This window comes from Nocardioides sp. YIM 152588, assembly GCF_040191335.1.
In the GTDB taxonomy this organism is placed as follows: Bacteria; Actinomycetota; Actinomycetes; order Propionibacteriales; family Nocardioidaceae; genus Nocardioides.
On sequence record NZ_JBEGDJ010000001.1, the window covers coordinates 109,142 to 134,761 of the forward strand.

A 25,620-nucleotide genomic window follows, 5' to 3' on the forward strand; every position below is an offset into this window, starting at 1 on the left:
CCCGGGGCGTTGGTTCGACCCTTCTTGTTGTCACGACGAATTGCACGATCAATTGTGAGGAGAGCGCGTTGGCCGGAGGCGGGAATGCGATCCGCGGAAGTCGGGTGGGCGCTGGGCCCATGGGTGAGGCGGAGCGAGGTGAGGCCGCACCGCGCCAGGCGGTGACCTACTTCTGCGCCCACGAGCACCGCTCGGTGATCACCTTCTCGATCGAGGCAGTGGTGCCCGAGTCGTGGGACTGCCCGAAGTGCGGGCTGCCGGCGTCGATGGACTCCGACAACCCTCCGCCGGCGCCCAAGATCGAGCCGTACAAGACCCACCTCGCCTACGTGAAGGAGCGACGCTCCGACGAGGAGGCCGAGGTGATCCTCGACGAGGCGATCCAGCTGCTGCGGACGCGCCGGAAGTCGGGCGAGATCATCTTCTGATCGGGCACACGCCCGGTACGAACGGCCGCGGGCCGGCAGGATCACCTGCCGGCCCGCGGCCGTTCTGCGTCCCGGCACCGCGTGCACGGCGCTTTCCGCCGCGCTACCGTGGCGCCACGCACACGGTCGACGCGAGGGGGAGTGTCAGCGGTGCCGACGATAGGTGGAGGCAGCGGCCACTGGGTCCGTACCCGGACGCCGGAGGGCGCCCGCGCCTTCCTCGCGGAGCGGGAGCTGGAGGCCGAGCGCCGCGCGGCGAGCCGGGAGCGGTCCCGTGCACGCGCTCGCTCGGTGCGCGCGTGGCTGCGTGAGCGGTGGCGGCGCCTGCGCCCCTGACGCGGGCACTCCGCTCGCCGCCCTGCGCCGCCTCAGACCTCAGAGCTGCGACGCGGCGTCGTGGTCGAGGAACCAGACGGTCTCGTCGTGGCCGACCACGCCGCGGGCGGGCGTGTCGGTGACGCTGGTGCCGTCCCGGCTGCCCTCCGCGGCGAGGGCCCGGGAGACGGCGTCGGCCTTGCCGGCGCCGGAGACCAGGAACCACACCGAGCGGGCGTGGGCCAGCGCCTCGAAGGTGAGGGTGACCCGGTCCGGCGGCGGCTTGGGGGAGTCGTGCACCGCGACCGCGATCGCGTCCTTCGCGTCCAGGCCGGGGTGGCCGGGGAAGAGCGAGGCGATGTGGCCGTCGGGCCCGACACCGAGCATCAGCACGTCGAACGCCCCGCCGCCCTCGGCGCGCAGCTCGTCGCCGTACGCGACCGCGGCCGCCTCGGCGTCGGCGACCTGGTCGGAGGCGGGGACCTCGTGCACGCGGGTGGCGCCGACCTCGTCGAGGAACGCCGCGCGTGCCTGGCCCGCGTTGCGGTCGGGGGAGTCGGCCGGCACGAACCGCTCGTCGCCGAACCAGAAGTGCACCGCGCCCCAGTCGACGCCCGAGGCCGGCGCCAGCCGGGCGACCTCGCGGTGGATCGCCTCGGCGATGGTGCCGCCGGTCAGCCCGACCTGGGGCACGTGGCCGGCCGCCTGGGCGTCGGCGATGCGGTTCAGCAGCTCCCCGGCCACCGCGGTCGCCAGCGCCTCCGGGTCCGGGTGGACCTCGATCAGCGGCGCGTGCGGGGTGTCGATCGTCATCGGCTTCGGTGCTCCCGGTAGTAGGTGATCAGCTCGCGGGTCGAGGGGTCCTCGGCGGCGAGCGCGTCGGGCTCGCCGGCGACGGCCGGTGCCAGCTGCTGCGCGAGCTGCTTGCCCAGCTCCACGCCCCACTGGTCGAAGCTGTCCAGGCCCCACACGATGCCCTGGGTGAAGGTGATGTGCTCGTAGAGCGCGACCAGCTGCCCCAGCACGCCGGGGGTCAGCGCGGGCGCCATGATCGACGTCGTCGGCCGGTTGCCCGGGAAGGTGCGCGCCGAGACCAGGCGCTCCTCGACGCCCTCCGCGCGCACCTCGTCGGCGGTCCGGCCGAAGGCCAGCGCCTTGGTCTGCGCGAAGAAGTTCGCCAGGAAGAGCTCGTGCACGTCCTGGGCGCCGTCGGCCAGCGGGTAGTGCGGCTCTGCGAAGGCGATGAAGTCCGCGGGCACCAGCCGGGTCCCCTGGTGGAGCAGCTGGTAGAACGCGTGCTGGCCGTTGGTGCCGGGCTCGCCCCAGAAGACCTCGCCGGTGTCGGTCGTCACCGGCGAGCCGTCCCAGCGGACGCTCTTGCCGTTCGACTCCATGGTCAGCTGCTGCAGGTACGCCGGGAAGCGGTGCAGCGACTGCGCGTACGGCAGCACGGCGTGGCTCTGGGCGCCGAGGAAGTTGGCGTACCAGACGTTGAGCAGGCCCATGAGCAACGGCACGTTCGCCTCGGTCGGCGTACGACGGAAGTGCTCGTCCATCGCGTGGAACCCGGCCAGCAGCTCGGCGAAGCGGTCCGGGCCGATCGCGATCACCAGCGAGGTGCCGATCGCCGAGTCGACCGAGTAGCGGCCGCCGACCCAGTCCCAGAAGCCGAAGGCGTTCGCCGGGTCGATTCCGAACTCGGCCACCTTGTCCAGCGCGGTGCTCACCGCGACGAAGTGCCGCGCGACGGCGGTGGCCTCGGCGCCGTCGTCGACCGCGCCGACGGCGCGCAGGCCGTCGAGCAGCCAGGAGCGGCAGAGGCGGGCGTTGGTCAGCGTCTCCAGCGTGCCGAAGGTCTTGCTGGAGACGATGAACAGCGTGGTGCGCGGGTCGAGGCCCACCAGCGTCTCGGCGACGTCGGTCGGGTCGATGTTGCTGATGAAGCGGCACTCGAGCTCGTCGGTCCGGTAGGCCTTGAGCGCCTCGTAGGCCATCACCGGCCCGAGGTCCGAGCCGCCGATGCCGATGTTGACCACCGTGCGGATGCGCTCGCCGGTGACGCCGGTCCAGCTGCCGGAGCGGACCTCCTCGGCGAAGGCGTAGACCCGGTCGAGCACGTCGTGGACCTCGGTGGTGACGTCCTGGCCGTCGACCTCCAGGTCGACGTCCTCGGGCGCGCGCAGCGCGGTGTGCAGCACTGCGCGGTCCTCGGTCACGTTGATGTGCTGGCCCGCGAACATCGCCTCGCGGCGCTCCTCGAGCGCGACCTCCTTGGCCAGATCGAGGAGGGCGTCGAGGACCGGGCCGTCGACCAGGTTCTTCGACAGGTCCACGTGCAGGTCCGCGGCCGACAGGCTCCAGCGGCGGGCGCGCTCGGGATCCGCCGCGAACCAGCCGCGGAGGTCGGGGTGGAAGGAGCTGGCGAGCGCGTCGAGCCGCGCCCAGGCCTCCGTGGCGGTCGGATCGACGGGTGTCGCCATCCCGGTTACCGCTCCGCCGCTCGGTCCAGCTGCGTCTGCACGGTGTCGATCAGCTCCTGCCAGGACACCTTGAACTTGTCGACGCCCTCGGTCTCCAGCACCTCGAACACGTCGTCGAGGTCGACCCCGACGGCCGACAGCTGGTCGAAGAGCGCCTGCGCGTCCGCGCCGTGACCGCTGACCAGGTCGCCACGGACCTCGCCGTGGTCGGCGAACGCCTCCAGGGTCTTCTCCGGCATCGTGTTGACCGTGTCGGCGACGACCAGGTCGGTCACGTAGAGGGTGTCCGGGTAGGCAGGGTTCTTCACACCCGTCGACGCCCACAGCGGGCGCTGCACGTGCGCGCCCGCCGCCGCCAGCGCCTCCCAGCGCTCGCCGGCGAAGACCTCCTGGAACTCCGAGTAGGCGAGACGCGCGTTGGCCACCGCGGCCTTGCCACGCAGGGCGAGCGCCTCGTCGGTGCCGATCTTCTCGAGGCGGTTGTCCACCTCGGTGTCGACGCGGGAGACGAAGAAGGACGCGACCGAGCGGATCCCGGAGATGTCGTGGCCCGCGGCCTTGGCCTGCTCCAGGCCCTCGAGGTAGGCCTCCATCACGTCGCGGTACCGGTCGGGGGAGAAGATCAGCGTCACGTTGACGCTGATGCCCTCCGCGATCACCGCGGTGATCGCCGGCAGCCCCTCGCGGGTCGCCGGGATCTTGATCAGCGCGTTGGGCCGGTCCACGGCCGCCCAGAGCGCCTTGGCGCTGGCGATCGTGGCCTCGGTCTCGTTGGCCAGGGTCGGCTCGACCTCGATCGAGACGCGGCCGTCGTGCTCGGTCGACCCGGCCACCGGCGCCATCACGTCGCAGGCGTCGCGGACGTCGTCGGTGGTCAGCGCGAAGATCGCCGCCTCCGCACCGGTCCCGGATGCCGCCAGCTCGCCCAGCTGGGCGTCGTAGACGTCGGCGCCGGAGACCGCCGCCGCGAAGATGGTCGGGTTGGTCGTGACGCCGACCACCGACTTCTCCGCGACGAGCGAGGCGAGGTTGCCGGACTCGATCCGCTCCCGGGAGAGGTCGTCGAGCCAGATGGACACCCCCGCGTCGGCGAGGGCCTTCAGACGGTCACTCATGAGATTCCTCCTACGAACGTGGTGGTGGTCCGGCGACGGTGCCGGGCCGGTGCCGGTCGGTTCAGCTGGCGGCGGCGATGCTCTCCTTGGCGGCCGCGACGACGGCCTCCGGCGTGAACCCGAACTCACGGAACATGGTGGCGGCGTCGGCGCTGGCGCCGAACCGGTCGATGCTGACGATCCGGCCGGCGTCGCCGACGTACTCGCGCCAGCCCTGCTTGACCCCGGCCTCGACCGAGACGCGGGCCTTGACCGACGGCGGGATCACGCTCTCCCGGTACCCAGCCTCCTGCTCCTCGAACCACTCCAGGCAGGGGAGCGAGACCACACGGGCAGCGATGCCGTCGGCGGCCAGCAGGTCGCGCGCCGCGACGGCGTGCTGGACCTCGGAGCCGGTCGCCATCAGGACGACGTCGGGCTCGCCGTCGGTGTCGAGCAGCACGTAGCCGCCACGCGCGACGCCGGCGGTGTCGGCGTACCCGTCCGTGCCGCGCGGGAAGACCGGGAGGCCCTGGCGGCTGAGGATCAGGCCGGCGGGGCGGTCGGTGTTGGCCAGGATCGCGGCCCACGCGGCGGCGGTCTCGTTGGCGTCGGCGGGTCGCACCACGTCGAGGCCGGGCATGGCGCGCAGCGCGGCCAGGTGCTCGACCGGCTGGTGGGTCGGACCGTCCTCGCCGAGGCCGATGGAGTCGTGGGTCCACACGTAGGTGACCGGCGCCTGCATCAGCGCCGCGACGCGGACCGAGCCGCGCATGTAGTCGGAGAACGTCAGGAACGTGCCGCCGAAGACGCGGGTGCCGCCGTGGACCGCGATGCCGTTCATGATCGCGCCCATGCCGTGCTCGCGGATGCCGAAGTGCAGCACGCGGCCGGCGACGGGGTCGCCCTCCCAGTCGTGGGTGGTGCGGCTCTTGGGCACGAAGGACGGCGCGTCCTTGATGGTGGTGTTGTTCGAGCCGGCGAGGTCGGACGAGCCGCCCCACAGCTCCGGCATGATCGGCGCGATCGCGTTGATCACCTTGCCGGACGCGGCGCGGGTGGCGACGCCCTTGGGGTCGGCGTCCCACGTCGGCAGCGCCTCGGCGAAGCCCTCGGGCAGTGCCCGCTCCTTGAGCCGGTGCAGCAGCGCGACGCCCTCCGGGTGGCCCGCGGCCCACGCCTCGTACGCCTTGTCCCACTCCGCGCCGTAGGCCTTGCCGCGCTCGAGCAGGCCGCGGGTGTGGGCGATGACCTCGTCGGCGACGTCGAAGGTCTTCTCCGGGTCGAAGCCCAGGACCTCCTTGGTGGCCGCGACCTCGTCGGCGCCGAGCGCCGAGCCGTGGGCGGCCTCGGTGTTCTGCGCGTGCGGCGCGGGCCAGGCGATGATCGTGTCGAGGACGATCAGGCTCGGCTTGTCCGGGACCGCGTCGGCGGCCTTGATGGCGTCGTACAGCGCCGGGACGTCCTCGTGGTAGTCGGCGCCGTTGGTCCGGTCGCCGGCCTTCGTCCAGTCGACGGTCTGGACGTGCCAGCCGTAGGCCTCGTAGCGGGCCGCGACGTCCTCGGTGAACGCGACGTCGGTGTCACCCTCGATCGAGATCTGGTTGCGGTCGTAGATGACCGTGAGGTTGCCCAGCTCCTGGGTGCCCGCGATGGAGCTGGCCTCGCCGCTGACGCCCTCCTGGAGGTCGCCGTCGGAGCAGATCACGTAGACGTGGTGGTCGAACGGGCTCTCGCCCGGGGCGGCGCTCGGGTCGAGCAGGCCGCGCTGCTTGCGCTGCGCCATCGCCATGCCGACGGCGTTCGCGACGCCTTGGCCGAGCGGTCCGGTGGTGACCTCGACGCCGCGGGTGTGCCCGTACTCCGGGTGGCCCGGGGTCAGGCTGCCCCAGGTGCGCAGCGCCTCGAGGTCGTCGAGCTCGAGGCCGAAGCCGCCGAGGTAGAGCTGGGTGTAGAGCGTGATGCTGGAGTGACCGCAGGAGAGCACGAAGCGGTCGCGGTTGATCCAGTCCGGGTCCGCGGGGTCGTGCCGCATGACCTTCTGGAAGAGGAGGTAGGCGGCCGGCGCCAGGCTCATCGCGGTGCCGGGGTGGCCGTTGCCGACCTTCTGAACGGCGTCCATCGCGAGCACGCGCGCGGTGTCGACGGCCTTGGTGTCGAGGTCGGTCCACTCGAGGTCCGGGATCATGCGTCCGAGCCTATCGGCGGCCGCCAGAGCCCGTGCACCGCCTCGGTAGCGGCGGAACGGCCGATCCTCGCTACAATCACGACGCTCTGCCCTTTACGGGTTGTCCGCTGCAGTGAGGATCTCCGTGACGTACGTCGACCCCGCAAGCCGCGAGGTGAGCAACCGGAGCGCCCGGCGCGGTGTCAACGGTGAGCTGCCGGCCGGCGATCGGCCCAAGGCGACCGTCCGGGACGTGGTCATGGCCTACGTCGGCCTGACCAAGCCTCGGGTGATCGAGCTGCTGCTCCTGACCACCGTCCCGGTGATGTTCTTCGCCGCGGGCGGCGTCCCGCCCCTGGGCCTGGTGGCCGCGACCGTCCTCGGTGGCACCCTCTCGGCCGGCTCGGCGTCGGTCTTCAACTGCGTCTACGACCGCGACATCGACGAGCAGATGCGGCGTACCCGGCGCCGGGCGCTGCCGCGCCACATCGTCAGCCCGCGGGCCGCGCTGATCTTCGGCGTGGTGCTGGGCGTCCTGTCGACGGTGATCCTGGCCGTCTTCGTCAACGGCCTCTCCGCGGCGCTGTCTGTCGGCGCGAACGCCTTCTACGTGTTCGTCTACACGATGCTGCTCAAGCGTCGGACCACCCAGAACATCGTCTGGGGCGGCATCGCCGGCTGCTTCCCGGCCCTGATCGGCTGGACCGCGGTCACCGGGGAGCTCTCCTGGGTGCCGATCATCCTCTTCGCGGTGGTCTTCTTCTGGACCCCGCCGCACACCTGGGCCCTGGCCCTGCGCTACCGCGAGGACTACGCGCAGGTCGACGTGCCGATGCTGCCGGTGGTGAAGTCGGCGCGGTCCGTGGCCCGCCAGATCGTCGCCTACAGCTGGGTGATGGTCGCGACGTCGCTGCTCCTGTGGCCCGTCGCGGAGACCGGCCTGCTGTACCCGATCGCCGCCACGGTGCTCGGCGCCGTGTTCCTCTTCGAGGCCCACCAGATGCTCCGCCGCACCCGCCGCAGCGAGGAGCTCAGCGTCATCCAGCCGATGCGCCTCTTCCACTCCTCGAACCTCTACCTGTCGCTGCTCTTCGTCGCCGTCGCGATCGACCCGCTGCTCAAGTAGTCGACCCCCACCCATCGCGCGAGTTGGGGGTTGCCGACCTGCGAGTTGGGGCCTAGCGACGGTCGAGTGGCGGTCTAGCGTCCATCGAGTCGCGGCGCAGTGGGGCCGCGCGCACCCGCTGTCGGAGGAACTGCTGGCCGCGCCCCTGCTCGCGGGGTCGGCAACCCGCGACTCGGGCGACGTCAACCCGCGACTCGGGCGACGGCAACCCGCGACTCGCGTGTCGGGAACCCCCAACTCGCGCAGGCGGGGTTAGTCGCGCGGGCGGCGGCGGGCGGCGAGGAGCAGCCAGGTGAGCGCGGCGGAGGTGAGGGCGGCGCCGAGCATGTGGACGCCGACCAGGAGCTCGGGGAGGTCGGTGAAGTACTGCCAGAAGCCGATGACGCCCTGCAGCACCTCGACCCCGAGCAGTACGACGGCGGCCCGGACCAGCACGGGCAGGCCGCGCCGCAGGGCGAGCACGAGCACCGCCACGGAGAGCGCCACCAGCAGGTAGACGGCCCAGGCGTGCACGTGGGACATGACCTGCGGGTCCAGCCCCGTACGACGCGACTCCAGGTCGCCCGAGTGCGGGCCCGACCCGGTGACGACAGTCCCGAGGTAGAGCACCAGCCACCCGGCCGCGAAGGTGGCCAGCGTGAGCCGCCACAGCGCCGCGGGCGCCGCGGCGCGCGCGGCCGGGCGGAGGTGGTCGAGCAGCAGCACGCAGACGGCGATGATCGCCATGGACAGCAGCAGGTGGCCGGCGACGACCCACGGGTTGAGGTCCGTGAGCACGGTGACGCCGCCGAGCAGCGCCTGGGCGGGGATGCCGAGCGCGATCACGGTGGCCAGCCGCACGGAGCGCCGGCCGCCGGCGACGCCGGCCTTCAGGGCGGACCGCGCCGCGAGCCAGCAGGAGATGGCGATCGCGACCAGCACGAAGGTGAGGGTCCGGTTGCCGAACTCGATGGCGCCGTGCCAGCCGAGCTCGCCGTGGGGGACGTAGGACCCGTCGGTGCACTGGGGCCAGGTCGGGCAGCCGAGGCCCGACGAGGTGAGCCGCACCGCGCCGCCGGTGACGACGATCGCGATGTTGCCCACGAGGTTGGCCAGGGCCAGCGGCCACAGCCACCGCGCCATGCCGCGCAGGGCCACGGCGCCCTCGGGTCGCCGACCGGTCGAGGTCTCCACCGTCTCCACGTTCTCCGTCACTCCCATTTGAACGTCCGTGCCGTCAGGACCGAGCCCGCCAGGGCCCACCCGAGCAGCACCGCCAGGTCGCGGAACGCGACCGTGCCCTCGCAGGCGTCGCGCATCGCCTCGCCCAGCGCGCCCGAGGGGAGCCAGGCGACGATGTCGCCGAGGCCACCGTAAGCGTCGGCGGGCAGGATCACCGCACCGCCGGCGAGCAGCAGGAGGTAGACGAGGTTCGCGGCGGCCAGCGTCGCCTCCGCGCGGAGCGACCCGGCGAGCAGCATCCCCAGCGAGGCGAAGGCCGCGGTGCCGAGCAGCGCGGCCAGCAGGAGGCCCACGACCGACACCTCCGGCGACCAGCCGAGCGCGAGGCCGACCGACCCGATCACGACGAACTGCAGCACCTCGACGACGAGCAGCGCGCCGACCTTGCCGGCGAGCAGGGTGGAGCGCGACAGGGGAGCGGTGCCGAGGCGCTTGAGGACGCCGTACCGCCGCTCGAAGCCGGTCGCGATCGCCAGGGAGGTGAACGAGGTCGACATGACGGCCAGGGCCAGCACGCCGGGGGTGAGGACGTCCACGGCGCGCCCCGACAGGCCGAGGTCGATGTGCTCGGCGGCGCGGACCGCGCCGACCAGCACCACGATCGGGATCACCACGGCGAGCAGCAGCTGCTCGCCGTTGCGCAGCATCAACCGCGCCTCCATCGCGGTCTGGGCGGCGACCTGCCGCGTCAGGGGTGCCGCGCCGGGCGCGGGGGAGAAGGTGCTCACGACAGGTCCTCCCGGCCGGTCAGCTCCAGGAAGACGTCCTCGAGGTTGCGCTGGCCGAGGCTGAGCGACTCGGGCAGCACGTCGTGCTTCTCGCACCAGGCGGCGACGGTCGCCAGCGTGGATCCGTCGGCGGGGCCGGAGAGCTGCAGGCTGTGCTCGTCGAGCACCATCAGCTCGGTGCTGTCGCCCAGCGCGCCGGCCAGGTCCTGCGGGGCGCCCGGCGGGAACGGCTGGGTCACCACCAGCCGGATGGTGGCGACGGTGCCGCCGCGGGTGAGCTCGAGCGGCGAGCCGCTGGCGACGAGGCGTCCGCGGTCGATGATGTGGACCCGGTCGGCCAGCCGCTCGGCCTCCTCCAGGTAGTGCGTGGTGAGCACCACGGTGACGCCGTCGGTGCGCAGCTCCTCCAGCAGGTCCCAGACGTCCCGGCGGATCGCGGGGTCCATCCCGGCCGTGGGCTCGTCGACGAAGACCAGCTCGGGACGGCCGACGAGCGCCATCGCCAGGCCGAGCCGCTGCTGCTGGCCGCCGGAGAGCCGCCGGTACGGCGTCCGGGCGCACTCGTGCAGCGCCAGCCGGTCCATCAGCAGGTCCACCGGGAGCGGGTGCGCGTGCAGGCGGGAGAAGTGCCGCAGCATCTCGGCGGGCTTCGCGCCGCTCCACGCGCCGCCGGACTGAAGCATCACGCCGATCCGCGGCATCAGCTCGGCGCGCTGGCGGACCGGGTCGAGCCCGAGCACGCGCACCGATCCCTGCTGGGGGCGGCGGTAGCCCTCGCACGTCTCGAGGGTGGTGGTCTTCCCGGCCCCGTTGGGGCCCAGGACTGCGGTGATGGTGTGCGGCTCCACCTCGAGGGAGAGCCCGTCGACGGCGGTCCTGTCGCCGTACCTCATCACCAGACCGTCAACGGACACGGCGGGACCTGCAGGCACCCGGGAAGTCTAGATGGCGGCCCCGGCGCCTACGCTGGCGGCCGTGAACGCCTGGCTCTTCGGGGCGGTGCTGGTGCTCTGCGGTGTGACCGCGGTGGCCGTCGTCGTCCATCTCGTGCGCGACGAGATCCCGTCCGACCGCACCTTCATCCTGCTCGGCCTCGTCGAGGTCGCGCTGGTCCTGCAGACCGTCGTCGGCGTCGTGGCGCTGGCGACCACCGACCGCGAGGTGTCGGGGGTGCTCTTCGTGAGCTACCTGATCGGGGTGCTGGTGGCGCCGCCGATCGGGGCCTTCTGGTCGCTGGCGGAGCGCAGCCGCGGCGGCACCGCGGTGCTGCTCCTGGCGATGCTCACGGTCGCCGCCCTGCAGGTCCGGCTCTGGGACATCTGGGGAGGCGCCGGTGTCTGAGCAGGACGCGCGGGCCACGGAGACGAACGCTGCCCGCCCGCGCCACGAGCTGTCGTCGGGCTGGGGCCGCGCCCTGGTCTTCACCTACGGCGTCTTCGCGGTGGCCGCGACCGGGCGCTCGGCGGTGCAGCTGGGGATGTACCCGGACCGGGCGCCGCTGGCGTACTCGCTCTCGCTGCTGGCCGCCGTGATCTACCTGGTCGCCACCACCTGCCTGCTGCTGGGCGGCCGCTGGGGCTGGCGGATCGCGACGGGCGCGGTCGTGGTCGAGCTGGTCGGCGTGCTGAGCGTGGGCACGCTCAGCTACCTGGCCACGGACCTCTTCCCGGACAAGACCGTGTGGTCGCACTTCGGCCAGGGCTACGGGTTCCTGCCGCTGCTGCTGCCGGTGGCGGGCCTTGCCTGGCTGTGGCACACGCGTCCGGGCCGCGTGCCGGAGCACCCCGGGACCTGAGTCCCAGGTCACTTAGGTTGACCTTCCTTGAAGCCGCGGAAGCATTAACGCCACACTTGCGTTGTGGAATTCGTGGACCAGACGAGTGACCAGTCGACGCGACAGCGCGTCGCGCGGTCGATCCTGGTCAACGGCCCCTCGACGGCAGCCGATCTCGCGGAGCGTCTCGACCTCACGCCGGCCGCCGTTCGCCGCCACCTCGACCACCTCCTCGCGGAGGGCGCGGTCGAGGCCCGGGACCCTCGTCCCGTCGGGAGCCGCGGCCGCGGCCGCCCGGCGAAGGTCTTCGCGCTCACCGAGCACGGACGCGACGGCTTCGAGGCCCAGTACGACGACCTGGCCGCCGCCGCGCTGCGGTTCCTCGCCGACACGGCGGGGGAGGAGGCGGTCAAGGCGTTCGCCGAGCAGCGTGCCTCGTTCATCGAGGAGCGGTTCGGCGACGTCGCGGCGACGCACCCCGAGGCCAGCCCGGCCGAGGTGCTGGCCAAGGTCTTCACCGAGCAGGGCTACGCGGCCTCCGTCCGGGACCTCCCGGCGGGTGCCGCCCCGATCGCGGGGGAGCAGCTGTGCCAGCAGCACTGCCCCGTCTCCCACGTGGCCCACGAGTTCCCCCAGCTGTGCGAGGCCGAGACGGCGGCGATCAGCCGCGTCCTCGGCACCCACGTGCAGCGGCTGGCGACGATCGCCCACGGCGACGGCGTCTGCACCACCTGTATCCCGGACACCCACCGGGTCGCCACAGGCCTGAGCGCCGACGGCAACGACAGCGCGTCGGCGAACAACGAGAAGGAGCGGGTCATCTCATGACTTCGATCGAAGAGCTCAACCCCGAGCTGAAGGGGATCGGTCGCTACGACTTCGGGTGGAGCGACCCCGACGTCGCCGGCGCCGCCGCCCAGCGCGGTCTCAACGAGGCCGTCGTCCGCGACATCTCGGCGAAGAAGGGCGAGCCCCAGTGGATGCTCGACCTCCGCCTGAAGGGCCTGAAGCTCTTCGACCGCAAGCCGATGCCCACCTGGGGCTCGGACCTGTCGGACATCGACTTCGACAACATCAAGTACTTCGTGCGCTCCTCGGAGAAGCAGGCCACCTCCTGGGAGGAGCTGCCCGAGGACATCAAGAACACCTACGACAAGCTCGGCATCCCCGAGGCGGAGAAGCAGCGCCTCGTCGCCGGCGTCGCCGCCCAGTACGAGTCCGAGGTCGTCTACCACTCCATCCGCGAGGACCTCGAGGAGCAGGGCGTCCTGTTCCTCGACACCGACACCGCGCTGAAGGAGCACCCCGAGCTCTTCCAGGAGTACTTCGCCACCGTCATCCCGGTGGGCGACAACAAGTTCTCCGCGCTGAACACCTCGGTGTGGTCCGGCGGCTCGTTCATCTACGTGCCCAAGGGCGTCCACGTGGACATCCCGCTGCAGGCCTACTTCCGGATCAACACCGAGAACATGGGCCAGTTCGAGCGGACCCTGATCATCGTCGACGAGGACGCCTACGTGCACTACGTCGAGGGCTGCACCGCGCCGATCTACTCCTCGGACTCGCTGCACTCCGCGGTCGTCGAGATCATCGTGAAGAAGGGCGGCCGCTGCCGCTACACGACCATCCAGAACTGGTCGAACAACGTCTACAACCTGGTGACCAAGCGCGCCGTCTGCGAGGCCGGCGCCACCATGGAGTGGGTCGACGGCAACATCGGCTCCAAGGTCACCATGAAGTACCCGGCCGTCTACCTGATGGGCGAGCACGCCAAGGGCGAGACCCTGTCCATCGCCTTCGCCGGCGAGGGCCAGCACCAGGACGCCGGCGCCAAGATGGTCCACGCCGCGCCGCACACCTCGAGCTCGATCCTGAGCAAGTCGGTGGCCCGCGGCGGCGGCCGCACGTCGTACCGGGGCCTGATCCAGGTCAACGAGGGCGCCCACGGCTCGAAGTCGAACGTGCTCTGCGACGCGCTGCTGGTCGACCAGATCAGCCGCTCGGACACCTACCCCTACGTCGACATCCGCGAGGACGACGTCTCCATGGGCCACGAGGCGAGCGTCTCGAAGGTCTCCGACGACCAGCTCTTCTACCTCATGTCGCGCGGCATGGAGGAGGACGAGGCGATGGCGATGATCGTGCGCGGCTTCGTCGAGCCGATCGCCAAGGAGCTCCCGATGGAGTACGCCCTCGAGCTGAACCGACTGATCGAACTGCAGATGGAAGGAGCCGTCGGCTGATGACGGCCACGATCGACACCACCACCCCGGCCCTCGACTCGGTGCGCGACGCCCTCGAGGTGGAGCGCGTGGAGAGCCACCTCAACCCGCCGCCGTCGTACGACCTGGCGGACCACCCGGTCCCGACCGGTCGCGAGGAGGTGTGGCGCTTCACCCCGCTGAAGCGGCTGCGCGGCATCCTCGACGGCGAGGCCTCCGAGAGCGCGCTCGCCACCGAGACCTCGGTCCCGGCCGGCGTCGAGATCTCGACCATCACCGCCGAGCGGGCGCGTGAGCTGGGCGAGCTGCCGCCGAACGAGCGGCCCGCCGCGCTGGCGGTCGCCAACGCCGGCGGCGCCACGCTGGTCGACGTCCCCGCGGAGTTCACCAGCGAGGAGCCCCTCGTGATCCGCCTCAAGGGCGGCTCGGTCGACGACCTCGTCTGGGGCCACCTGCTGTTCCGCATCGGCGCCCAGGCGCAGGTCACCATCGTGCTCGAGCACACCGGCTCGGCCCGCTACTGCACCACGACGTCGTACGTCGTCGGCGACGGCGCGCACGTCAACATCCTGTCCCTGCAGGACTGGGAGGACGACGCGGTGCACCTCGGCCGCGACGCGATCCGCGTCGGCCGCGACGCCTCGGTGCGCCACGCCGCCGTCACCTTCGGCGGCGACGTCGTCCGGATGCACGCCAACGTCGAGTACGCCGGCCCCGGCGGCGAGGCCGAGCTGCTCGGCCTCTACTTCGCCGACGAGGGCCAGCACATCGAGCACCGGCTCTTCGCCGACCACAACGCGCCGAAGACCAAGAGCAACGTGGTCTACAAGGGTGCGCTGCAGGGCGACGGTGCCCACACCGTGTGGATCGGGAACGTGCTGATCCGCAAGGTCGCCGAGGGCATCGAGACCTACGAGGAGAACCGCAACCTGGTGCTCACCGACGGCTGCCAGGCCGACTCGGTGCCGAACCTGGAGATCGAGACCGGCGAGATCGCCGGCGCCGGCCACGCCTCGGCGACCGCCCGGTTCGACGACGAGCAGCTCTTCTACCTGCGCTCGCGCGGCGTCTCGGAGAAGGAGGCCCAGCGCCTCGTCGTGCACGGCTTCTTCAACGACCTGATCCGCAAGATCGACATCCCGATGGTCGAGGACCAGCTCCGCGAGACCGTCGAGACCGAGCTCGCGAAGAACGTCCTGAAGGACGCCTGACATGGCGTTCCAGCGCGCCTGCGCCCTCGGCGACGTGCGCGCCGACGAGGGCCTCGCGGTCGACGTCGACGAGTACACGGTCGTGATCGCGCGGGACGGCGACGACGTCTACGCGCTGCAGGACCTGTGCTCGCACGCCGCCGTGGCGCTGAGCGAGGGCGAGGTCGCCGACTGCCAGATCGAGTGCTGGCTGCACGGCTCCACCTTCGACCTGCGCTCGGGCAAGCCCCTCAGCCTCCCCGCCACCGAGCCGGTGGCGACCTTCCCCGTCGAGGTCCGCGACGAGCCCGAAGGGCCCGCGGTCTACGTCGACATCACCACCACCCTGAACGGAGTCACCCCCGCATGAGCACCCTGGAGATCAAGGACCTGCAGGTCTCGGTCAGCACCGAGGACGGCCCCAAGGAGATCCTCAAGGGCGTCACGCTGACGATCTCGTCCGGCGAGACCCACGCGATCATGGGCCCCAACGGCTCGGGCAAGTCGACCCTGGCCTACTCGATCGCCGGCCACCCGAAGTACGACATCACCGGCGGCACGGTGACCCTCGACGGCGAGGACGTCCTCGAGATGTCGGTCGACGAGCGCGCCCGCGCCGGCCTGTTCCTGGCCATGCAGTACCCGGTCGAGGTCCCCGGCGTCTCCGTCGCGAACTTCCTGCGCACCGCCAAGACCGCCATCGACGGGGAGGCCCCCAAGCTGCGCACCTGGGTCAAGGACGTCAACGGCGCCATGGAGCGGATGCACCTGGACTCGACGTTCTCGCAGCGCTCGGTCAACGAGGGCTTCTCCGGCGGCGAGAAGAAGCGCCACGAGATCGCCCAGCTCGACCTGCTCGACCCGAAGGTCGCGATCCTCGACGAGACCGACTCCGGCCTCGACATCGACGCGCTCAAGGTCGTCTCCGAGGGCGTCAACCGGTTCCGCGAGCGCCCGAGCAAGGCCGTCCTGCTGATCACGCACTACACGCGGATCCTGCGCTACATCAAGCCGGACCACGTGCACGTGTTCGTCGACGGCCGGGTGGCCGAGTCCGGCGGCCCCGAGCTCGCGGACGAGCTGGAGGCCAACGGCTACGAGAAGTACGTCGGCGCCCGCGCCTGACACCCGCCGCACGGCACCCACGTTCCACGAAGGAGCACCGATGGACGGACTACTCCCCGAGCTGGAGGTCATCCGCAAGGACTTCCCGATCCTCGAGCGCACGCTCGCGGGCGGGATGCCGCTGGTCTACCTCGACAGCGCGAACACCTCGCAGAAGCCGCAGGTCGTCATCGACACGATGGTCGACCACCTCGAGCGGCACAACGCGAACGTCGCGCGGGCGATGCACCAGCTGGGCGCGGAGTCCACGGAGGCGTTCGAGGGCGCCCGCGACAAGGTCGCGGCGTTCATCGGTGCTCCCGAGCGGGACGAGGTGATCTTCACCAAGAACGCCTCCGAGGCGCTCAACCTCGTCGCGCAGACCCTGTCGTTCCCCGGCGAGCGGCAGTTGCGCCCCGGCGACGAGGTGGTGACCACCGAGATGGAGCACCACTCCAACATCGTGCCGTGGCAGCTGGTCACCCAGCGCACCGGCGCGACGCTGCGCTGGTTCTCGCTCACCGACGACGGCCTGCTGGACCTGTCGAACATCGACGAGCTGATCACCGAGCGGACCAAGGTCGTCACGCTGACCTGGGTGTCGAACATGCTCGGAACGGTCAACCCGATCGCTGAGATCGCCCGCAAGGCGCACGCGGTCGGCGCCCTCGTCGTCGTCGACGCGTCGCAGGCCGCGCCGCAGCTGCCGATCGACCTGGCCGGGATGGACCCGGCCGAGCGTCCCGACCTGCTGGTCTTCACCGGTCACAAGGTCGTGGGTCCCACCGGCATCGGCGTGCTCTGGGGCTCCCGCGAGGTGCTCGAGGCACTGCCGCCGTTCCTCGGCGGCGGCGAGATGATCGCCACCGTGAGCATGGAGGGCTCGACCTACGCGGGCATCCCGCACAAGTTCGAGGCCGGGACCCCGCCGATCGTCGAGGCGATCGGTCTCGGCGCCGCGGTCGAGTACCTCGGTCACATCGGCCTGGACGCGATCCACCGGCACGAGCGGACTATCACCGACTACGCGCTGGAGGGCCTCCAGAGCATCCCCGGGCTGACCGTGCTCGGCCCGCGCGACGCGTCGGGCCCGCGCGGCGGCGCGATCTCGTTCGAGCTGGCCGGCGTGCACCCGCACGACATCGCGCAGGTGCTGGACAGCCGCGGCGTCGCCGTACGGGCGGGGCACCACTGCGCGAAGCCGGCTCACGCGCGGTTCGGCGTGCAGTCCTCGACCCGGATGTCGTCGTACCTCTACACGACGCCGGCCGAGATCGACGCCCTGGTCGAGGCCCTCGACTACACCCGTTCGTACTTCAAGGTGGGCTGAGCATGTCGTCCGCACAGGACCTGGACGCTCTCTACCAGGAGATCATCCTCGACCACTACAAGCACCCGCACGGCAAGGGCCTGCGCGAGCCGTTCGAGGCCGAGGTGCACCACGTCAACCCGACCTGCGGCGACGAGATCACGCTGCGCGTCCACCTGACGGGTGAGGGGGACGACGCGGTCGTCGAGGACGTCTCGTACGACGCGCTCGGCTGCTCGATCTCGCAGGCGTCCATGTCCGTCCTCCACGACCTGCTGGTCGGCAAGACCGTGGCCGAGGCGATGTCGGTCCACGGCGACTTCCTGACCCTGATGCAGGGCAAGGGCACCGTGGAGCCCGACGAGGACGTCCTCGAGGACGCCATCGCGTTCGCCGGCGTCGCCAAGTTCCCCGCGCGCGTCAAGTGCGCCCTTCTCTCGTGGATGGCGTTCAAGGACGCCACCGCCCGAGCCGGTGGTTGAGGCGCGAACGAAGTGAGCCTCGAAACCACCACCACTGGAGGAAGCATGACCGAGAACGTGACCGACAACACCGACCTGCCCGAGGTGCCCCAGGCGACCGGCGGCACCGCCACCGCGACCGTCGAGGACGTCACCGAGGCGATGAAGGACGTCGTCGACCCCGAGCTCGGGATCAACGTCGTCGACCTCGGCCTGGTCTACGACGTGCACCTGGACGAGTCCTCCAACGTCGTGCTCGACATGACGCTGACCTCCGCGGCCTGCCCGCTGACCGACGTCATCACCGACCAGACCACCATGGCCCTCGAGGGCCTGGTCAACGACGTGGCGATCAACTGGGTCTGGATGCCGCCGTGGGGCCCGGACAAGATCACCGAGGACGGCCGCGAGCAGCTGCGGGCGCTGGGCTTCAACGTCTGAGCGCGCGACGCGCGCGCCCCGGGCTGGCGGTCCCAGGCGCCCCGTGCGTCCCAGCGGACAGGCGCTTCGGTCGCTTGACGGGCGCTGCAATGCCTGTCAAGCGACCGAATCACCGGTCGACCGGTGATTCCGACGCCTGCGCTACCGTCGCACCGTGACCGACAGCATCGAGCACGACCCGGTCGACGAGGCCGGCGAGGACGAGCGCGTGCGGCGGTTCTGGACCGTCGCGAGCGAGCGCGCGAAGCTGGCCACGATGCCGGGGTACTTCGGGCCGTCCCCGCTGGCGTCGGTCCCGCCCCCGACCTGGTCCTTCGGTGAGGACCCGGCCGAGTCCGACCGGCTGCTCGGCGTGCTGCTCGCCGGCGAGCGGGATGCAACGGCGGTACCGGCGGCCGAGTACGGCGAGGCCCCGCCGGTCGTCGGGACCCTCGGCATCGTGCTCGACGGTTCCGGCCGGCCGCGCGCCCTCGTGTCGACCCGGTCGGTCGAGGTGATGGCGCCGCACCAGGTCGACGTCGCCGGGCTGATCGACGCCGAGGCGTTCCCGGGCGCGGTCGGGCCGGACGGTCAGGTCGTGGTCGAACGGCTGAAGGTGCTCTACGAGGAGTGAGCGGCCCCGGTGCCGTACCGCTCATCGGTGTAGGCCCGCAGGTTCCTCAGGAACCTCTGGAACGTCCGGTTCATCAGCGGCGCCGCCAGCGGCATCGTCCACCGCGACGGCCCGCGCACGTCGAGCGCCAGGGTCCAGGTGACCCGGCATCCCTCCGGCGTGGGCACGATGTCGTAGTTCTCCGCGAACGCGGTCACCATCCGGCTCGACGCCTCGTTGAACCGGAACGCCATCCGGGCGTGCTCGTCCCAGGCCAGGAACTCCTCCGCGCCGATCATCCGCCCGCGCATCGTCACCGTCCGCATGGTGCCGACGCCGCGCGGCTCGGGTGTGGTCCACTCGACGTCGGTGATCACGTTGGCCCAGCGCGGCCAGGAGTCGGCGTCGGCGAGCACCTCCCACAGCTGTGCCGGGGTGATCGCCAGGTCGACGCTGTTGGCGTAGCGGTGGGGCGCGGTCTCGAGGAAGTCGAGGCCGACGCGTTCGCACGGGTGCATGGTCGTCACGGATCGAGACTAGAACAGGTTCTCGTTCCGGGCGAGGGGAGTGGAGGAGAGGGATGACGAGGGAGGTCACGGTCGCCGCGGCACGCTGGGAGCGTTGGGTCGCCGGCTTCGGGAGGGACCGCACGGGCGTGGCGCTGCGGGTCGAGGACGGCGCGCTGTGCGGGAGCGCCGACGACGGCTCCTGGTTCCGCGCGCGACTCCCGTTCGAGCGGCGGTACGACGGCGAGGCCGACGCCGCCGCGTTCGCGGCCGCGGCCGCGCCGCCGGCCGCCTGGGGCGTCCTGCTGGTGCGCAAGGGCGGGTTCGCGGTCGCCCGCCTCGCCGGTGGCGTGATCGAGGCGTCCAAGGTCGGGCAGCGTCACGTGCAGGGCCGCACGAAGGCGGGCGGACAGTCCCAGCAGCGCTTCGCGCGGCGCCGGGACAACCAGGCGCGCGAGGCCTACGAGGCGGCGGCCGGCCACGCCGTACGGATCCTGGTCGACGAGGGGCGGGTGGACCTCCTGCTCGCCGGCGGCGACCACGCGGCCGTCGACGCGGTCCTGAGCGATCCGCGCCTGGAGGGCGCCACCGTCGTCGGGCCGTGGCTGCCGGTGCCCGACCCGCGCCGCAGCGTGCTCGAGCAGGCGGTGGTGGACGCCTGCTCGATCTCGGTCGAGGTCGCCAACGCCGGCCGCTAGGAGCGCGTCAGGCGCTCGCCGCCGCCAGCTCCAGGGTGAGGAAGGCGCTGTTGGGGTCGTGCGTGTAGTCCGCGAACGGCTCGCACGCCACGAAGCCCCGCGACCCGTAGAGGGTGCGCGCCGGGAGGAAGTAGTCCTCGGTGCCGGTCTCCAGGCTCAGCCGGGCGTAGCCCCGCTCGCGCGCGACCGCGACCAGGTGGTCCAGCAGCCGTACGCCGACGCCGCGCCGTCGCGCCGCGTTCGCCGAGCGCATCGACTTGATCTCCGCGTGGGCCGGGTCGAGCTCCTTGAGCGCCGCGCAGCCCAGCAGGGCGCCGTCCTCGCGCAGCGTCCAGAACGAGATCTCGGGTCGGGCGAGCGCGTCGGGGTCCAGCGCGTGCACGCTCTCGGCGGGCGACGTGGCGTACATGTCGTCCAGGTGCTCGGTGAGCAGCGCCAGCACGTCGTCGCGGCGCGGATCGTCGAGAGAGATCTGCATGGCGAAATGCTAGGCGTCGCATGCCGCACGGGAGCCGGCGGGCCTGTGTAGCGTCACCCTCATGCAGAGCGCCGGCGACGCCGTCATCGAGATCCGTGACCTGGTCAAGACCTTCGGTCCCGTCCGCGCCCTCGACGGGCTGGACCTGGAGGTGCGCCGCGGGGAGGTGCACGGCTTCCTCGGGCCCAACGGCGCCGGGAAGTCGACCACCCTGCGGGTGCTGCTCGGCCTGCTCCGCCGGGACTCCGGCGAGGTGCGGATGTTCGGCGGCGACCCCTGGCGGGAGGCGGCTGCGCTGCACCGGCGCCTCGCCTACGTGCCGGGCGACGTCAGTCTCTGGCCGAACCTGACCGGTGGTGAGGCGATCGACCTGCTGGGACGCCTGCGCGGCGGCCTCGACCCCCGGCGGCGCGACGAGCTGATCGAGATGTTCGAGCTCGACCCGACCAAGCGCGGCCGCAGCTACTCCAAGGGCAACCGGCAGAAGGTGGCGCTCGTCGCCGCGCTGGCGGCCGAGACCGAGCTGCTCCTCCTCGACGAGCCGACGTCGGGCCTGGACCCGCTCAAGGAGGAGACCTTCACGGCCCTGGTCGACGAGTTCCGCGACAATGGCGGCAGCGTGCTGCTCAGCAGCCACATCCTGGCCGAGGTCGAGAAGCTGGGGGACAGGGTCAGCATCATCCGGTCCGGCCGGATCGTCGAGTCCGGCTCCCTGGCCGACCTGCGCCACCTGACCAGGACCTCGCTGGACGTGGTGATCACCGGATCGCCGGCGAGCATCGCCGAGCACGCGGCGGTCCACGACGTCGAGATCGACGGCGACCGGCTGCGCTGCCAGGTCGAGACCGACCAGCTCAACGAGGTGCTCGGCGCGTTGCACCGGGTCGGCGTCCGCACCCTGATCTCGCAGCCGCCGACGCTCGAGGAGCTCTTCCTGCGCCACTACGGCGACGAGATCGAGGCTCCCACGGCCACCGGAGGGGCGCCCGCCGAGTCGGGGGCCACCCCGTGAGCGCCTCCGCGAGCCTGGTCGGCACGGGCCTGCTGCTGCGCAGCCACCTGTGGCGCGACAAGTGGATGATCCTGTGGTGGAGCCTCGGCGCCGCGTTCCTGTACTGGTCGCAGGGCGCGGGCCTGGCCGGCGTCTACGCCACCCAGGGCGAGCTCGACCGCGCCGCGGCGAGCCTCGACGGGAACGCCGCCTTCATCGCGATGCTCGGCCCCGCCCGCGCCCTGGACACCGTCGGCGGACAGATCTTCTGGCAGGCCAGCGCCATGGGCGCGGTGGTGGTCGGCCTGATGAGCATGTTCCTGGTCGGGCGGCACACCCGCGTCGACGAGGAGACCGGCCGCGACGAGCTCATCCGGGGTGCCCCGATCGGCCGGCACGCCCCGCTGGTCGCCGCGTTCGGCGTCGCGCTCATCGCCAGCGTCGTGATGGGGGCGGTGCTCACGCTCAGCCTGTTCACGCTCCACGTCGACTCCCACCTCAAGGGGATGCCGCTCTCGATCCCCGACAGCGTTGCCACCGGCGTCGGCCTGACCGCGGTCGGCTGGGTCTTCAGCGGCACCGCCCTGATCGCGGCGCAGCTGACCACCAGCGCTCGCGGCATGTACGGCATCGCCGGCGTGGTGATCGGCGCGTCGTACGTGCTGCGCGCCGTCGGCGACGTCGGCAACGGCGTGCTCACCTGGTTCTCGCCCATCGGCTGGTACCAGCAGATGTACCCCTACTCGGGCCTGCGCTGGTGGCCCCTCGCGCTCCTGGTCGTCGCCGCCGTCGTCGCCGCCGTCGTGGGGAACCTGCTCTTCGAGCGCCGCGACGTCGGTGCCGGCATCCTGGTCAGCCGTCCCGGCCCGCCGCGCGCCGGTGCGGGGCTGCAATCGGGCCTCGGCCTCGCCTGGCGGCTGCAGCGGGGCAGCGTCTACGGCTGGACGGCGGGCCTGTTCATGACCGGACTGGCCTACGGCGCCATGGGCGACAGCGTGAAGGACCTGCTCGGGGACAACCAGTTCGCCCTGGACGCGATGGCGGGCGGGGGAGCGCTGAACCTCGTCGACGCCTTCTACTCGACGTCACTGGTGATCCTCGCCCTGATCGGCAGCGGGTTCGCGATCTCCTCGGTCCAGCGGCCGCGATCGGAGGAGGACGACGGGCACATGGAGTCGCTCCTCGCCACCGGCCTCAGCCGGTCGGGCTGGCTGCTCGGCCACGTCACGGTCACCGTGCTCGGCACGCTGGTGGTGCTCGCGGGCGGCGGCCTCGGCCTCGGGCTCGGGTACGCCGCGACCACCGGCGACTGGGACGCGCTGGCGCGGTACGGCGTGCCGGCGCTGCTGTACCTGCCGCCCGTGCTCGTCCTCAGCGGGATCGCGAGGCTGGTGTACGGCGTCGCCCCGCGGCTGCTGCTGGTCGGCTGGCTCGCCCTCGTGTTCTGCGTGGTCGTGCTGATCTTCGGCGAGTTCCTCAAGTTCCCGGACTGGCTCCAGGGGGTGTCGCCGTTCGACCACATGCCCCTGATGCCGGTGGAGGACTTCGACGCCGTGCCGGTGCTGCTCGTCGCGGCGATCGCGGCGCTGCTGTCGTTCGCGGGCCAAATGGCGTTCCGGCGGCGCGACATCGGCTAGTTTCGCCGCATGTGGCAGCCCGAGCCGGAGTGGCTGGCCCTTCCGGGCGGCTCCGGCACGTCGACGGTCGGGGTGTGGCGCACGGCGATGGGCGGCCGCCCGGTCGTCGTGAAGCGGCTCGGCGCGCCGCTGCCGGGCGACCCGGCCGAGCTGTCGAACCCCGAGCACGTCGGCTACTGGCGGCGCGAGGCCGATGTCCTGATGACCGGCCTCACGCTGCGGACCCCGGGGCTGCGCAGCCCCGCGGCGGCCGTCGAGGAGGATGACGAGGGCGTCACGATCACCCGGGACTGGGTCGAGGACGACGCCAACAGCGGCCTCTTCTGCGCCGTGGCGCTGGGACGGTTCGCGGGCAGCGACCTGCCCCGGCCCCGGTTCCTCGCGAGGCGCCTGCTGCGTGACCGGATGGACCGCGTGGCACGGCGGGGCGGGTGGCCGACCCTGGCCCGGACCACGGTCGCCGACGTCGCGGACCACCTCTGGCGCGGCCGCGAGCGGCTCCTCGACCTGCTGGACACGCTTCCCCAGGTGCCGCAGCACGGTGATCCGACGGCCGCCAACCTGCCCGGTCGCGACGGGGACGACGCCATCGCGATCGACTGGGGCACGCTGGGGATCGGCCCCGTGGGCGGCGACCTGGGCTACCTGGCGCTGTCGGCGCGCGAGGACTTCGAGCCGTTGCTGGACGCCTACCTGCTCGGCCTGCCGCCGGAGGTCGCGGACCGGGACGCGGTGCTCGCCGGGGCCCGCGTCGTCGCGGTGCTCACCGCCCTGACCCGTGCGGAGTGGGCGCTGGCCCGGGTCGCCCAGGGCGAGGGCGCACTCGCGTCGAAGTACCGGCACCCCGCGGTGGCGCCGCACCTGCGCAACCTGCAGCGGACGTTCCCGATGATCGAGGCGCTGATCGGCGGCTGACGTCGCTCGCCCGGGTCCGGCGGTGGCGTGACCCTCGTCCCACCCGGCCGCGCAGATGCGGGTCGGGGGCGTCCAGCATGGGAGGATCGGGCCCGTCATGATCACGGTGCACCAGGTCGAGGTTCGAGTCGGTGCGCGGCTCCTCATGGAGAACGTCAGCTTCCGGGTGGGTCCCGGTGACAAGGTCGGTCTGGTCGGGCGCAACGGCGCCGGCAAGACGACGCTCACCAAGGTGCTCGCCGGCGACGTACTGCCCGCGTCCGGCTCCGTCAGCAACAGCGGGGAGATCGGCTACCTGCCGCAGGACCCGCGGGTCGGCGACCCCTCGGTCATCGTCCGCGACCGGATCCTCTCCGCGCGCGGCCTCGACGACGCCGTACGCCGGATGCGCGAGGCCGAGGTGGCCATGGGCTCCGACGACGGGACCGTGCGCGAGAAGGCCATGCGGCGCTTCCAGCGCGCGCAGGACGAGCTCGACGCCGGCGGCGGCTACGCGGCCGAGACCGAGGCGCTCCAGATCGCGCAGAGCCTGGGCATCCCCGACCGGCTGATGGGCCAGGAGCTCGGCACCCTCTCGGGCGGCCAGCGCCGCCGCGTCGAGCTCGCCCGGATCCTCTTCTCCAGCGCCGAGGTGCTGATCCTCGACGAGCCGACGAACCACCTCGACGCCGACTCGATCACCTGGCTGCGCGACTGGATGAAGTCCTACAAGGGCGGCTTCATCGTGATCTCCCACGACAACGAGCTGCTCGAGGAGACCGTCAACAAGGTCTACCACCTCGACGCGAACCGGGCGGTCATCGACGTCTACAACATGGGGTGGCGCAACTACCTCACGCAGCGCGAGACCGACGAGGCCCGGCGCAAGCGCGAGATGATGAACGCGCAGAACAAGGCCAAGACCCTCACCGACCAGGCCAACAAGATGCGCGCCAAGGCCACCAAGGCGAGCGCCGCGCAGCAGATGCTGAAGCGTGCCGAGCGGCTGCTCGACGGCGTCGAGGGTGAGCGTCAGTCCGACAAGGTCGCGGCGATCAAGTTCCCGACCCCTGCGGCGTGCGGCAAGACCCCGCTCACCGCGCGGGACCTGTCGAAGTCCTACGGCGCGCTCGAGGTGTTCACCGCCGTCGACCTCGCCATCGACAAGGGCTCCCGGGTGGTCATCCTCGGCCTCAACGGTGCCGGCAAGACGACGATGCTGCGGATCCTCGCCGGCGTCGACGCGCCCGACACCGGCATGGTGATCCCGGGTCACGGCCTCAAGGTCGGCTACTACGCCCAGGAGCACGAGACGCTCGACGTCGGCCGCACGGTGCTGGAGAACATGCAGTCCTCCGCCCCGGAGCTGACCGACACCGAGGCGCGCTCCGTGCTCGGCTCGTTCCTGTTCAGCGGCGACGACGTCCACAAGCCCGCCGGCGTGCTCTCCGGTGGCGAGAAGACCCGGCTCGCCCTGGCCTCGCTCGTCGTCTCGGCCGCCAACGTGCTGCTGCTCGACGAGCCGACCAACAACCTCGACCCGGCCTCCCGCGAGGAGGTGCTCAGCGCGATCCGGCGCTACGAGGGCGCGATCATCCTGGTCACCCACGACGAGGGCGCCGTCCACGCCCTCGAGCCGGACCGGGTGCTGATCCTCCCCGACGGCGTCGAGGACCTCTGGAACGCCGATTACGCCGACCTGGTCAGCCTGGCCTGAGGCAGCGGCGCCGAGTCGGCAGAAACTTCCTGCCGACTCGGCGAGCA

At 71.9% G+C, this 25,620-nt stretch carries 27 protein-coding genes; 18 read left to right on the plus strand and 9 right to left on the minus strand.

Going from position 1 to position 25,620, the window contains the following annotated elements; genetic code table 11:
* The first annotated feature begins 68 nt into the window (after nucleotides 1–68).
* Complete coding sequence (locus tag ABLM29_RS00570; RefSeq protein WP_349711405.1) at nucleotides 69–428, plus strand: RNA polymerase-binding protein RbpA; 360 nt, start codon at nucleotides 69–71, stop codon at nucleotides 426–428.
* 375 nt (nucleotides 429–803) lie between these two features.
* Here the strand turns inward: ABLM29_RS00570 and pgl are convergent, their stop codons facing one another.
* The 4 genes from pgl to tkt form a co-directional block, all read right to left on the minus strand.
* On the minus strand, nucleotides 804–1,556 hold the full coding sequence (gene pgl, locus ABLM29_RS00575) for a 6-phosphogluconolactonase (RefSeq protein WP_349711407.1): 753 nt from the start codon (nucleotides 1,554–1,556) through the stop codon (nucleotides 804–806).
* Nucleotides 1,553–3,223: a glucose-6-phosphate isomerase gene (gene pgi / locus ABLM29_RS00580; protein WP_349711408.1), complete on the minus strand. Its 1,671-nt coding sequence runs from the start codon at nucleotides 3,221–3,223 to the stop codon at nucleotides 1,553–1,555. Before pgi ends, pgl begins: the two co-directional genes overlap by 4 nt.
* 5 nt (nucleotides 3,224–3,228) lie before the next feature.
* Nucleotides 3,229–4,338, minus strand: coding sequence for a transaldolase (gene tal / locus ABLM29_RS00585; protein WP_349711411.1), 1,110 nt, complete (start codon nucleotides 4,336–4,338; stop codon nucleotides 3,229–3,231).
* 61 nt (nucleotides 4,339–4,399) lie between these two features.
* A complete protein-coding gene (gene tkt / locus ABLM29_RS00590; protein WP_349711413.1) occupies nucleotides 4,400–6,505 on the minus strand; it encodes a transketolase in 2,106 nt (701 codons plus the stop codon).
* Nucleotides 6,506–6,698: 193 nt separating this feature from the next.
* Between tkt and ABLM29_RS00595 the strand changes: the two genes are divergently transcribed.
* Nucleotides 6,699–7,610 carry a heme o synthase gene (locus tag ABLM29_RS00595; RefSeq protein WP_349711846.1) on the plus strand — a complete coding sequence of 304 codons (912 nt, stop codon included), beginning with the start codon at nucleotides 6,699–6,701 and terminating at the stop codon, nucleotides 7,608–7,610.
* A 252-nt stretch (nucleotides 7,611–7,862) separates the two neighbouring features.
* Here the strand turns inward: ABLM29_RS00595 and ABLM29_RS00600 are convergent, their stop codons facing one another.
* From ABLM29_RS00600 to ABLM29_RS00610, 3 genes are read right to left on the minus strand one after another with little or no spacing between them, the layout of a single operon-like run.
* Entirely contained in the window at nucleotides 7,863–8,810 is a 948-nt protein-coding gene (locus ABLM29_RS00600) for a COX15/CtaA family protein (protein ID WP_349711414.1), read from the minus strand.
* Nucleotides 8,801–9,559 carry an ABC transporter permease gene (locus ABLM29_RS00605; protein WP_349711416.1) on the minus strand — a complete coding sequence of 253 codons (759 nt, stop codon included), beginning with the start codon at nucleotides 9,557–9,559 and terminating at the stop codon, nucleotides 8,801–8,803. The genes ABLM29_RS00600 and ABLM29_RS00605 overlap by 10 nt, the downstream gene beginning before the upstream one ends.
* Complete coding sequence (locus ABLM29_RS00610; RefSeq protein ID WP_349711419.1) at nucleotides 9,556–10,452, minus strand: ABC transporter ATP-binding protein; 897 nt, start codon at nucleotides 10,450–10,452, stop codon at nucleotides 9,556–9,558. Before ABLM29_RS00610 ends, ABLM29_RS00605 begins: the two co-directional genes overlap by 4 nt.
* A gap of 82 nt (nucleotides 10,453–10,534) precedes the next feature.
* Here ABLM29_RS00610 and ABLM29_RS00615 point away from each other — a divergent pair, with 82 nt between their 5' ends.
* From ABLM29_RS00615 to ABLM29_RS00665, 11 genes are all read left to right on the plus strand, one after another.
* Nucleotides 10,535–10,900 carry a hypothetical protein gene (locus ABLM29_RS00615; protein WP_349711422.1) on the plus strand — a complete coding sequence of 122 codons (366 nt, stop codon included), beginning with the start codon at nucleotides 10,535–10,537 and terminating at the stop codon, nucleotides 10,898–10,900.
* Nucleotides 10,893–11,354 (plus strand): hypothetical protein, encoded by a 462-nt coding sequence (locus ABLM29_RS00620; protein ID WP_349711424.1) that lies wholly within the window; start codon nucleotides 10,893–10,895, stop codon nucleotides 11,352–11,354. Before ABLM29_RS00615 ends, ABLM29_RS00620 begins: the two co-directional genes overlap by 8 nt.
* 72 nt (nucleotides 11,355–11,426) lie before the next feature.
* Entirely contained in the window at nucleotides 11,427–12,161 is a 735-nt protein-coding gene (locus tag ABLM29_RS00625) for a helix-turn-helix transcriptional regulator (protein WP_502889127.1), read from the plus strand.
* Nucleotides 12,158–13,576 (plus strand): Fe-S cluster assembly protein SufB, encoded by a 1,419-nt coding sequence (sufB, locus tag ABLM29_RS00630; protein ID WP_349711429.1) that lies wholly within the window; start codon nucleotides 12,158–12,160, stop codon nucleotides 13,574–13,576. Before ABLM29_RS00625 ends, sufB begins: the two co-directional genes overlap by 4 nt.
* Entirely contained in the window at nucleotides 13,576–14,766 is a 1,191-nt protein-coding gene (gene sufD / locus ABLM29_RS00635) for a Fe-S cluster assembly protein SufD (protein WP_349711431.1), read from the plus strand. Before sufB ends, sufD begins: the two co-directional genes overlap by 1 nt.
* A gap of 1 nt (nucleotide 14,767) precedes the next feature.
* Nucleotides 14,768–15,115 carry a non-heme iron oxygenase ferredoxin subunit gene (locus ABLM29_RS00640; RefSeq protein WP_349711434.1) on the plus strand — a complete coding sequence of 116 codons (348 nt, stop codon included), beginning with the start codon at nucleotides 14,768–14,770 and terminating at the stop codon, nucleotides 15,113–15,115.
* On the plus strand, nucleotides 15,112–15,870 hold the full coding sequence (gene sufC / locus ABLM29_RS00645) for a Fe-S cluster assembly ATPase SufC (RefSeq protein WP_349711437.1): 759 nt from the start codon (nucleotides 15,112–15,114) through the stop codon (nucleotides 15,868–15,870). Before ABLM29_RS00640 ends, sufC begins: the two co-directional genes overlap by 4 nt.
* A 40-nt stretch (nucleotides 15,871–15,910) precedes the next feature.
* On the plus strand, nucleotides 15,911–17,179 hold the full coding sequence (locus ABLM29_RS00650) for a cysteine desulfurase (protein WP_349711439.1): 1,269 nt from the start codon (nucleotides 15,911–15,913) through the stop codon (nucleotides 17,177–17,179).
* 2 nt (nucleotides 17,180–17,181) lie between these two features.
* Nucleotides 17,182–17,640 carry a Fe-S cluster assembly sulfur transfer protein SufU gene (gene sufU, locus ABLM29_RS00655; protein WP_349711441.1) on the plus strand — a complete coding sequence of 153 codons (459 nt, stop codon included), beginning with the start codon at nucleotides 17,182–17,184 and terminating at the stop codon, nucleotides 17,638–17,640.
* A 57-nt stretch (nucleotides 17,641–17,697) separates the two neighbouring features.
* Entirely contained in the window at nucleotides 17,698–18,060 is a 363-nt protein-coding gene (locus ABLM29_RS00660) for a metal-sulfur cluster assembly factor (RefSeq protein WP_502889141.1), read from the plus strand.
* A gap of 154 nt (nucleotides 18,061–18,214) precedes the next feature.
* Nucleotides 18,215–18,673, plus strand: a complete 459-nt coding sequence (locus ABLM29_RS00665) for a hypothetical protein (protein ID WP_349711445.1) — start codon at nucleotides 18,215–18,217, stop codon at nucleotides 18,671–18,673.
* Here ABLM29_RS00665 and ABLM29_RS00670 read toward each other — a convergent pair.
* Nucleotides 18,661–19,170, minus strand: coding sequence for an SRPBCC family protein (locus ABLM29_RS00670; protein WP_349711848.1), 510 nt, complete (start codon nucleotides 19,168–19,170; stop codon nucleotides 18,661–18,663). The genes ABLM29_RS00665 and ABLM29_RS00670 overlap by 13 nt on opposite strands.
* 62 nt (nucleotides 19,171–19,232) lie before the next feature.
* On the opposite strand from ABLM29_RS00670, the gene ABLM29_RS00675 reads away from it, so the two are divergent.
* Entirely contained in the window at nucleotides 19,233–19,856 is a 624-nt protein-coding gene (locus ABLM29_RS00675; RefSeq protein WP_349711446.1) for an acVLRF1 family peptidyl-tRNA hydrolase, read from the plus strand.
* 7 nt (nucleotides 19,857–19,863) lie between these two features.
* Here the strand turns inward: ABLM29_RS00675 and ABLM29_RS00680 are convergent, their stop codons facing one another.
* Entirely contained in the window at nucleotides 19,864–20,334 is a 471-nt protein-coding gene (locus ABLM29_RS00680) for a GNAT family N-acetyltransferase (RefSeq protein ID WP_349711448.1), read from the minus strand.
* Between the two features lie 61 nt (nucleotides 20,335–20,395).
* Here ABLM29_RS00680 and ABLM29_RS00685 point away from each other — a divergent pair, with 61 nt between their 5' ends.
* From ABLM29_RS00685 to abc-f, 4 genes are all read left to right on the plus strand, one after another.
* Complete coding sequence (locus ABLM29_RS00685; protein WP_349711449.1) at nucleotides 20,396–21,346, plus strand: ABC transporter ATP-binding protein; 951 nt, start codon at nucleotides 20,396–20,398, stop codon at nucleotides 21,344–21,346.
* A complete protein-coding gene (locus tag ABLM29_RS00690) occupies nucleotides 21,343–22,962 on the plus strand; it encodes an ABC transporter permease (protein WP_349711451.1) in 1,620 nt (539 codons plus the stop codon). The genes ABLM29_RS00685 and ABLM29_RS00690 overlap by 4 nt, the downstream gene beginning before the upstream one ends.
* A gap of 9 nt (nucleotides 22,963–22,971) precedes the next feature.
* On the plus strand, nucleotides 22,972–23,877 hold the full coding sequence (locus tag ABLM29_RS00695) for a phosphotransferase family protein (protein ID WP_349711452.1): 906 nt from the start codon (nucleotides 22,972–22,974) through the stop codon (nucleotides 23,875–23,877).
* Between the two features lie 97 nt (nucleotides 23,878–23,974).
* Nucleotides 23,975–25,573 carry a ribosomal protection-like ABC-F family protein gene (gene abc-f / locus ABLM29_RS00700; protein ID WP_349711454.1) on the plus strand — a complete coding sequence of 533 codons (1,599 nt, stop codon included), beginning with the start codon at nucleotides 23,975–23,977 and terminating at the stop codon, nucleotides 25,571–25,573.
* The last annotated feature ends 47 nt before the right edge of the window (nucleotides 25,574–25,620 follow it).

Coding starts and splice junctions, on each gene's coding strand:
- sufU (WP_349711441.1), top strand. CDS start 17,182: ATGTCGTCCGCACAGGACCTGGACGCTCTCTACCAGGAGATCATCCTC.
- pgi (WP_349711408.1), bottom strand. CDS start 3,223: ATGGCGACACCCGTCGATCCGACCGCCACGGAGGCCTGGGCGCGGCTC.
- sufB (WP_349711429.1), top strand. CDS start 12,158: ATGACTTCGATCGAAGAGCTCAACCCCGAGCTGAAGGGGATCGGTCGC.
- ABLM29_RS00695 (WP_349711452.1), top strand. CDS start 22,972: ATGTGGCAGCCCGAGCCGGAGTGGCTGGCCCTTCCGGGCGGCTCCGGC.
- ABLM29_RS00685 (WP_349711449.1), top strand. CDS start 20,396: ATGCAGAGCGCCGGCGACGCCGTCATCGAGATCCGTGACCTGGTCAAG.
- tkt (WP_349711413.1), bottom strand. CDS start 6,505: ATGATCCCGGACCTCGAGTGGACCGACCTCGACACCAAGGCCGTCGAC.
- ABLM29_RS00640 (WP_349711434.1), top strand. CDS start 14,768: ATGGCGTTCCAGCGCGCCTGCGCCCTCGGCGACGTGCGCGCCGACGAG.
- sufD (WP_349711431.1), top strand. CDS start 13,576: ATGACGGCCACGATCGACACCACCACCCCGGCCCTCGACTCGGTGCGC.
- ABLM29_RS00610 (WP_349711419.1), bottom strand. CDS start 10,452: ATGAGGTACGGCGACAGGACCGCCGTCGACGGGCTCTCCCTCGAGGTG.
- pgl (WP_349711407.1), bottom strand. CDS start 1,556: ATGACGATCGACACCCCGCACGCGCCGCTGATCGAGGTCCACCCGGAC.
- ABLM29_RS00675 (WP_349711446.1), top strand. CDS start 19,233: ATGACGAGGGAGGTCACGGTCGCCGCGGCACGCTGGGAGCGTTGGGTC.
- ABLM29_RS00650 (WP_349711439.1), top strand. CDS start 15,911: ATGGACGGACTACTCCCCGAGCTGGAGGTCATCCGCAAGGACTTCCCG.
- sufC (WP_349711437.1), top strand. CDS start 15,112: ATGAGCACCCTGGAGATCAAGGACCTGCAGGTCTCGGTCAGCACCGAG.
- ABLM29_RS00680 (WP_349711448.1), bottom strand. CDS start 20,334: ATGCAGATCTCTCTCGACGATCCGCGCCGCGACGACGTGCTGGCGCTG.
- tal (WP_349711411.1), bottom strand. CDS start 4,338: ATGAGTGACCGTCTGAAGGCCCTCGCCGACGCGGGGGTGTCCATCTGG.
- abc-f (WP_349711454.1), top strand. CDS start 23,975: ATGATCACGGTGCACCAGGTCGAGGTTCGAGTCGGTGCGCGGCTCCTC.
- ABLM29_RS00670 (WP_349711848.1), bottom strand. CDS start 19,170: ATGCACCCGTGCGAACGCGTCGGCCTCGACTTCCTCGAGACCGCGCCC.
- ABLM29_RS00600 (WP_349711414.1), bottom strand. CDS start 8,810: ATGGGAGTGACGGAGAACGTGGAGACGGTGGAGACCTCGACCGGTCGG.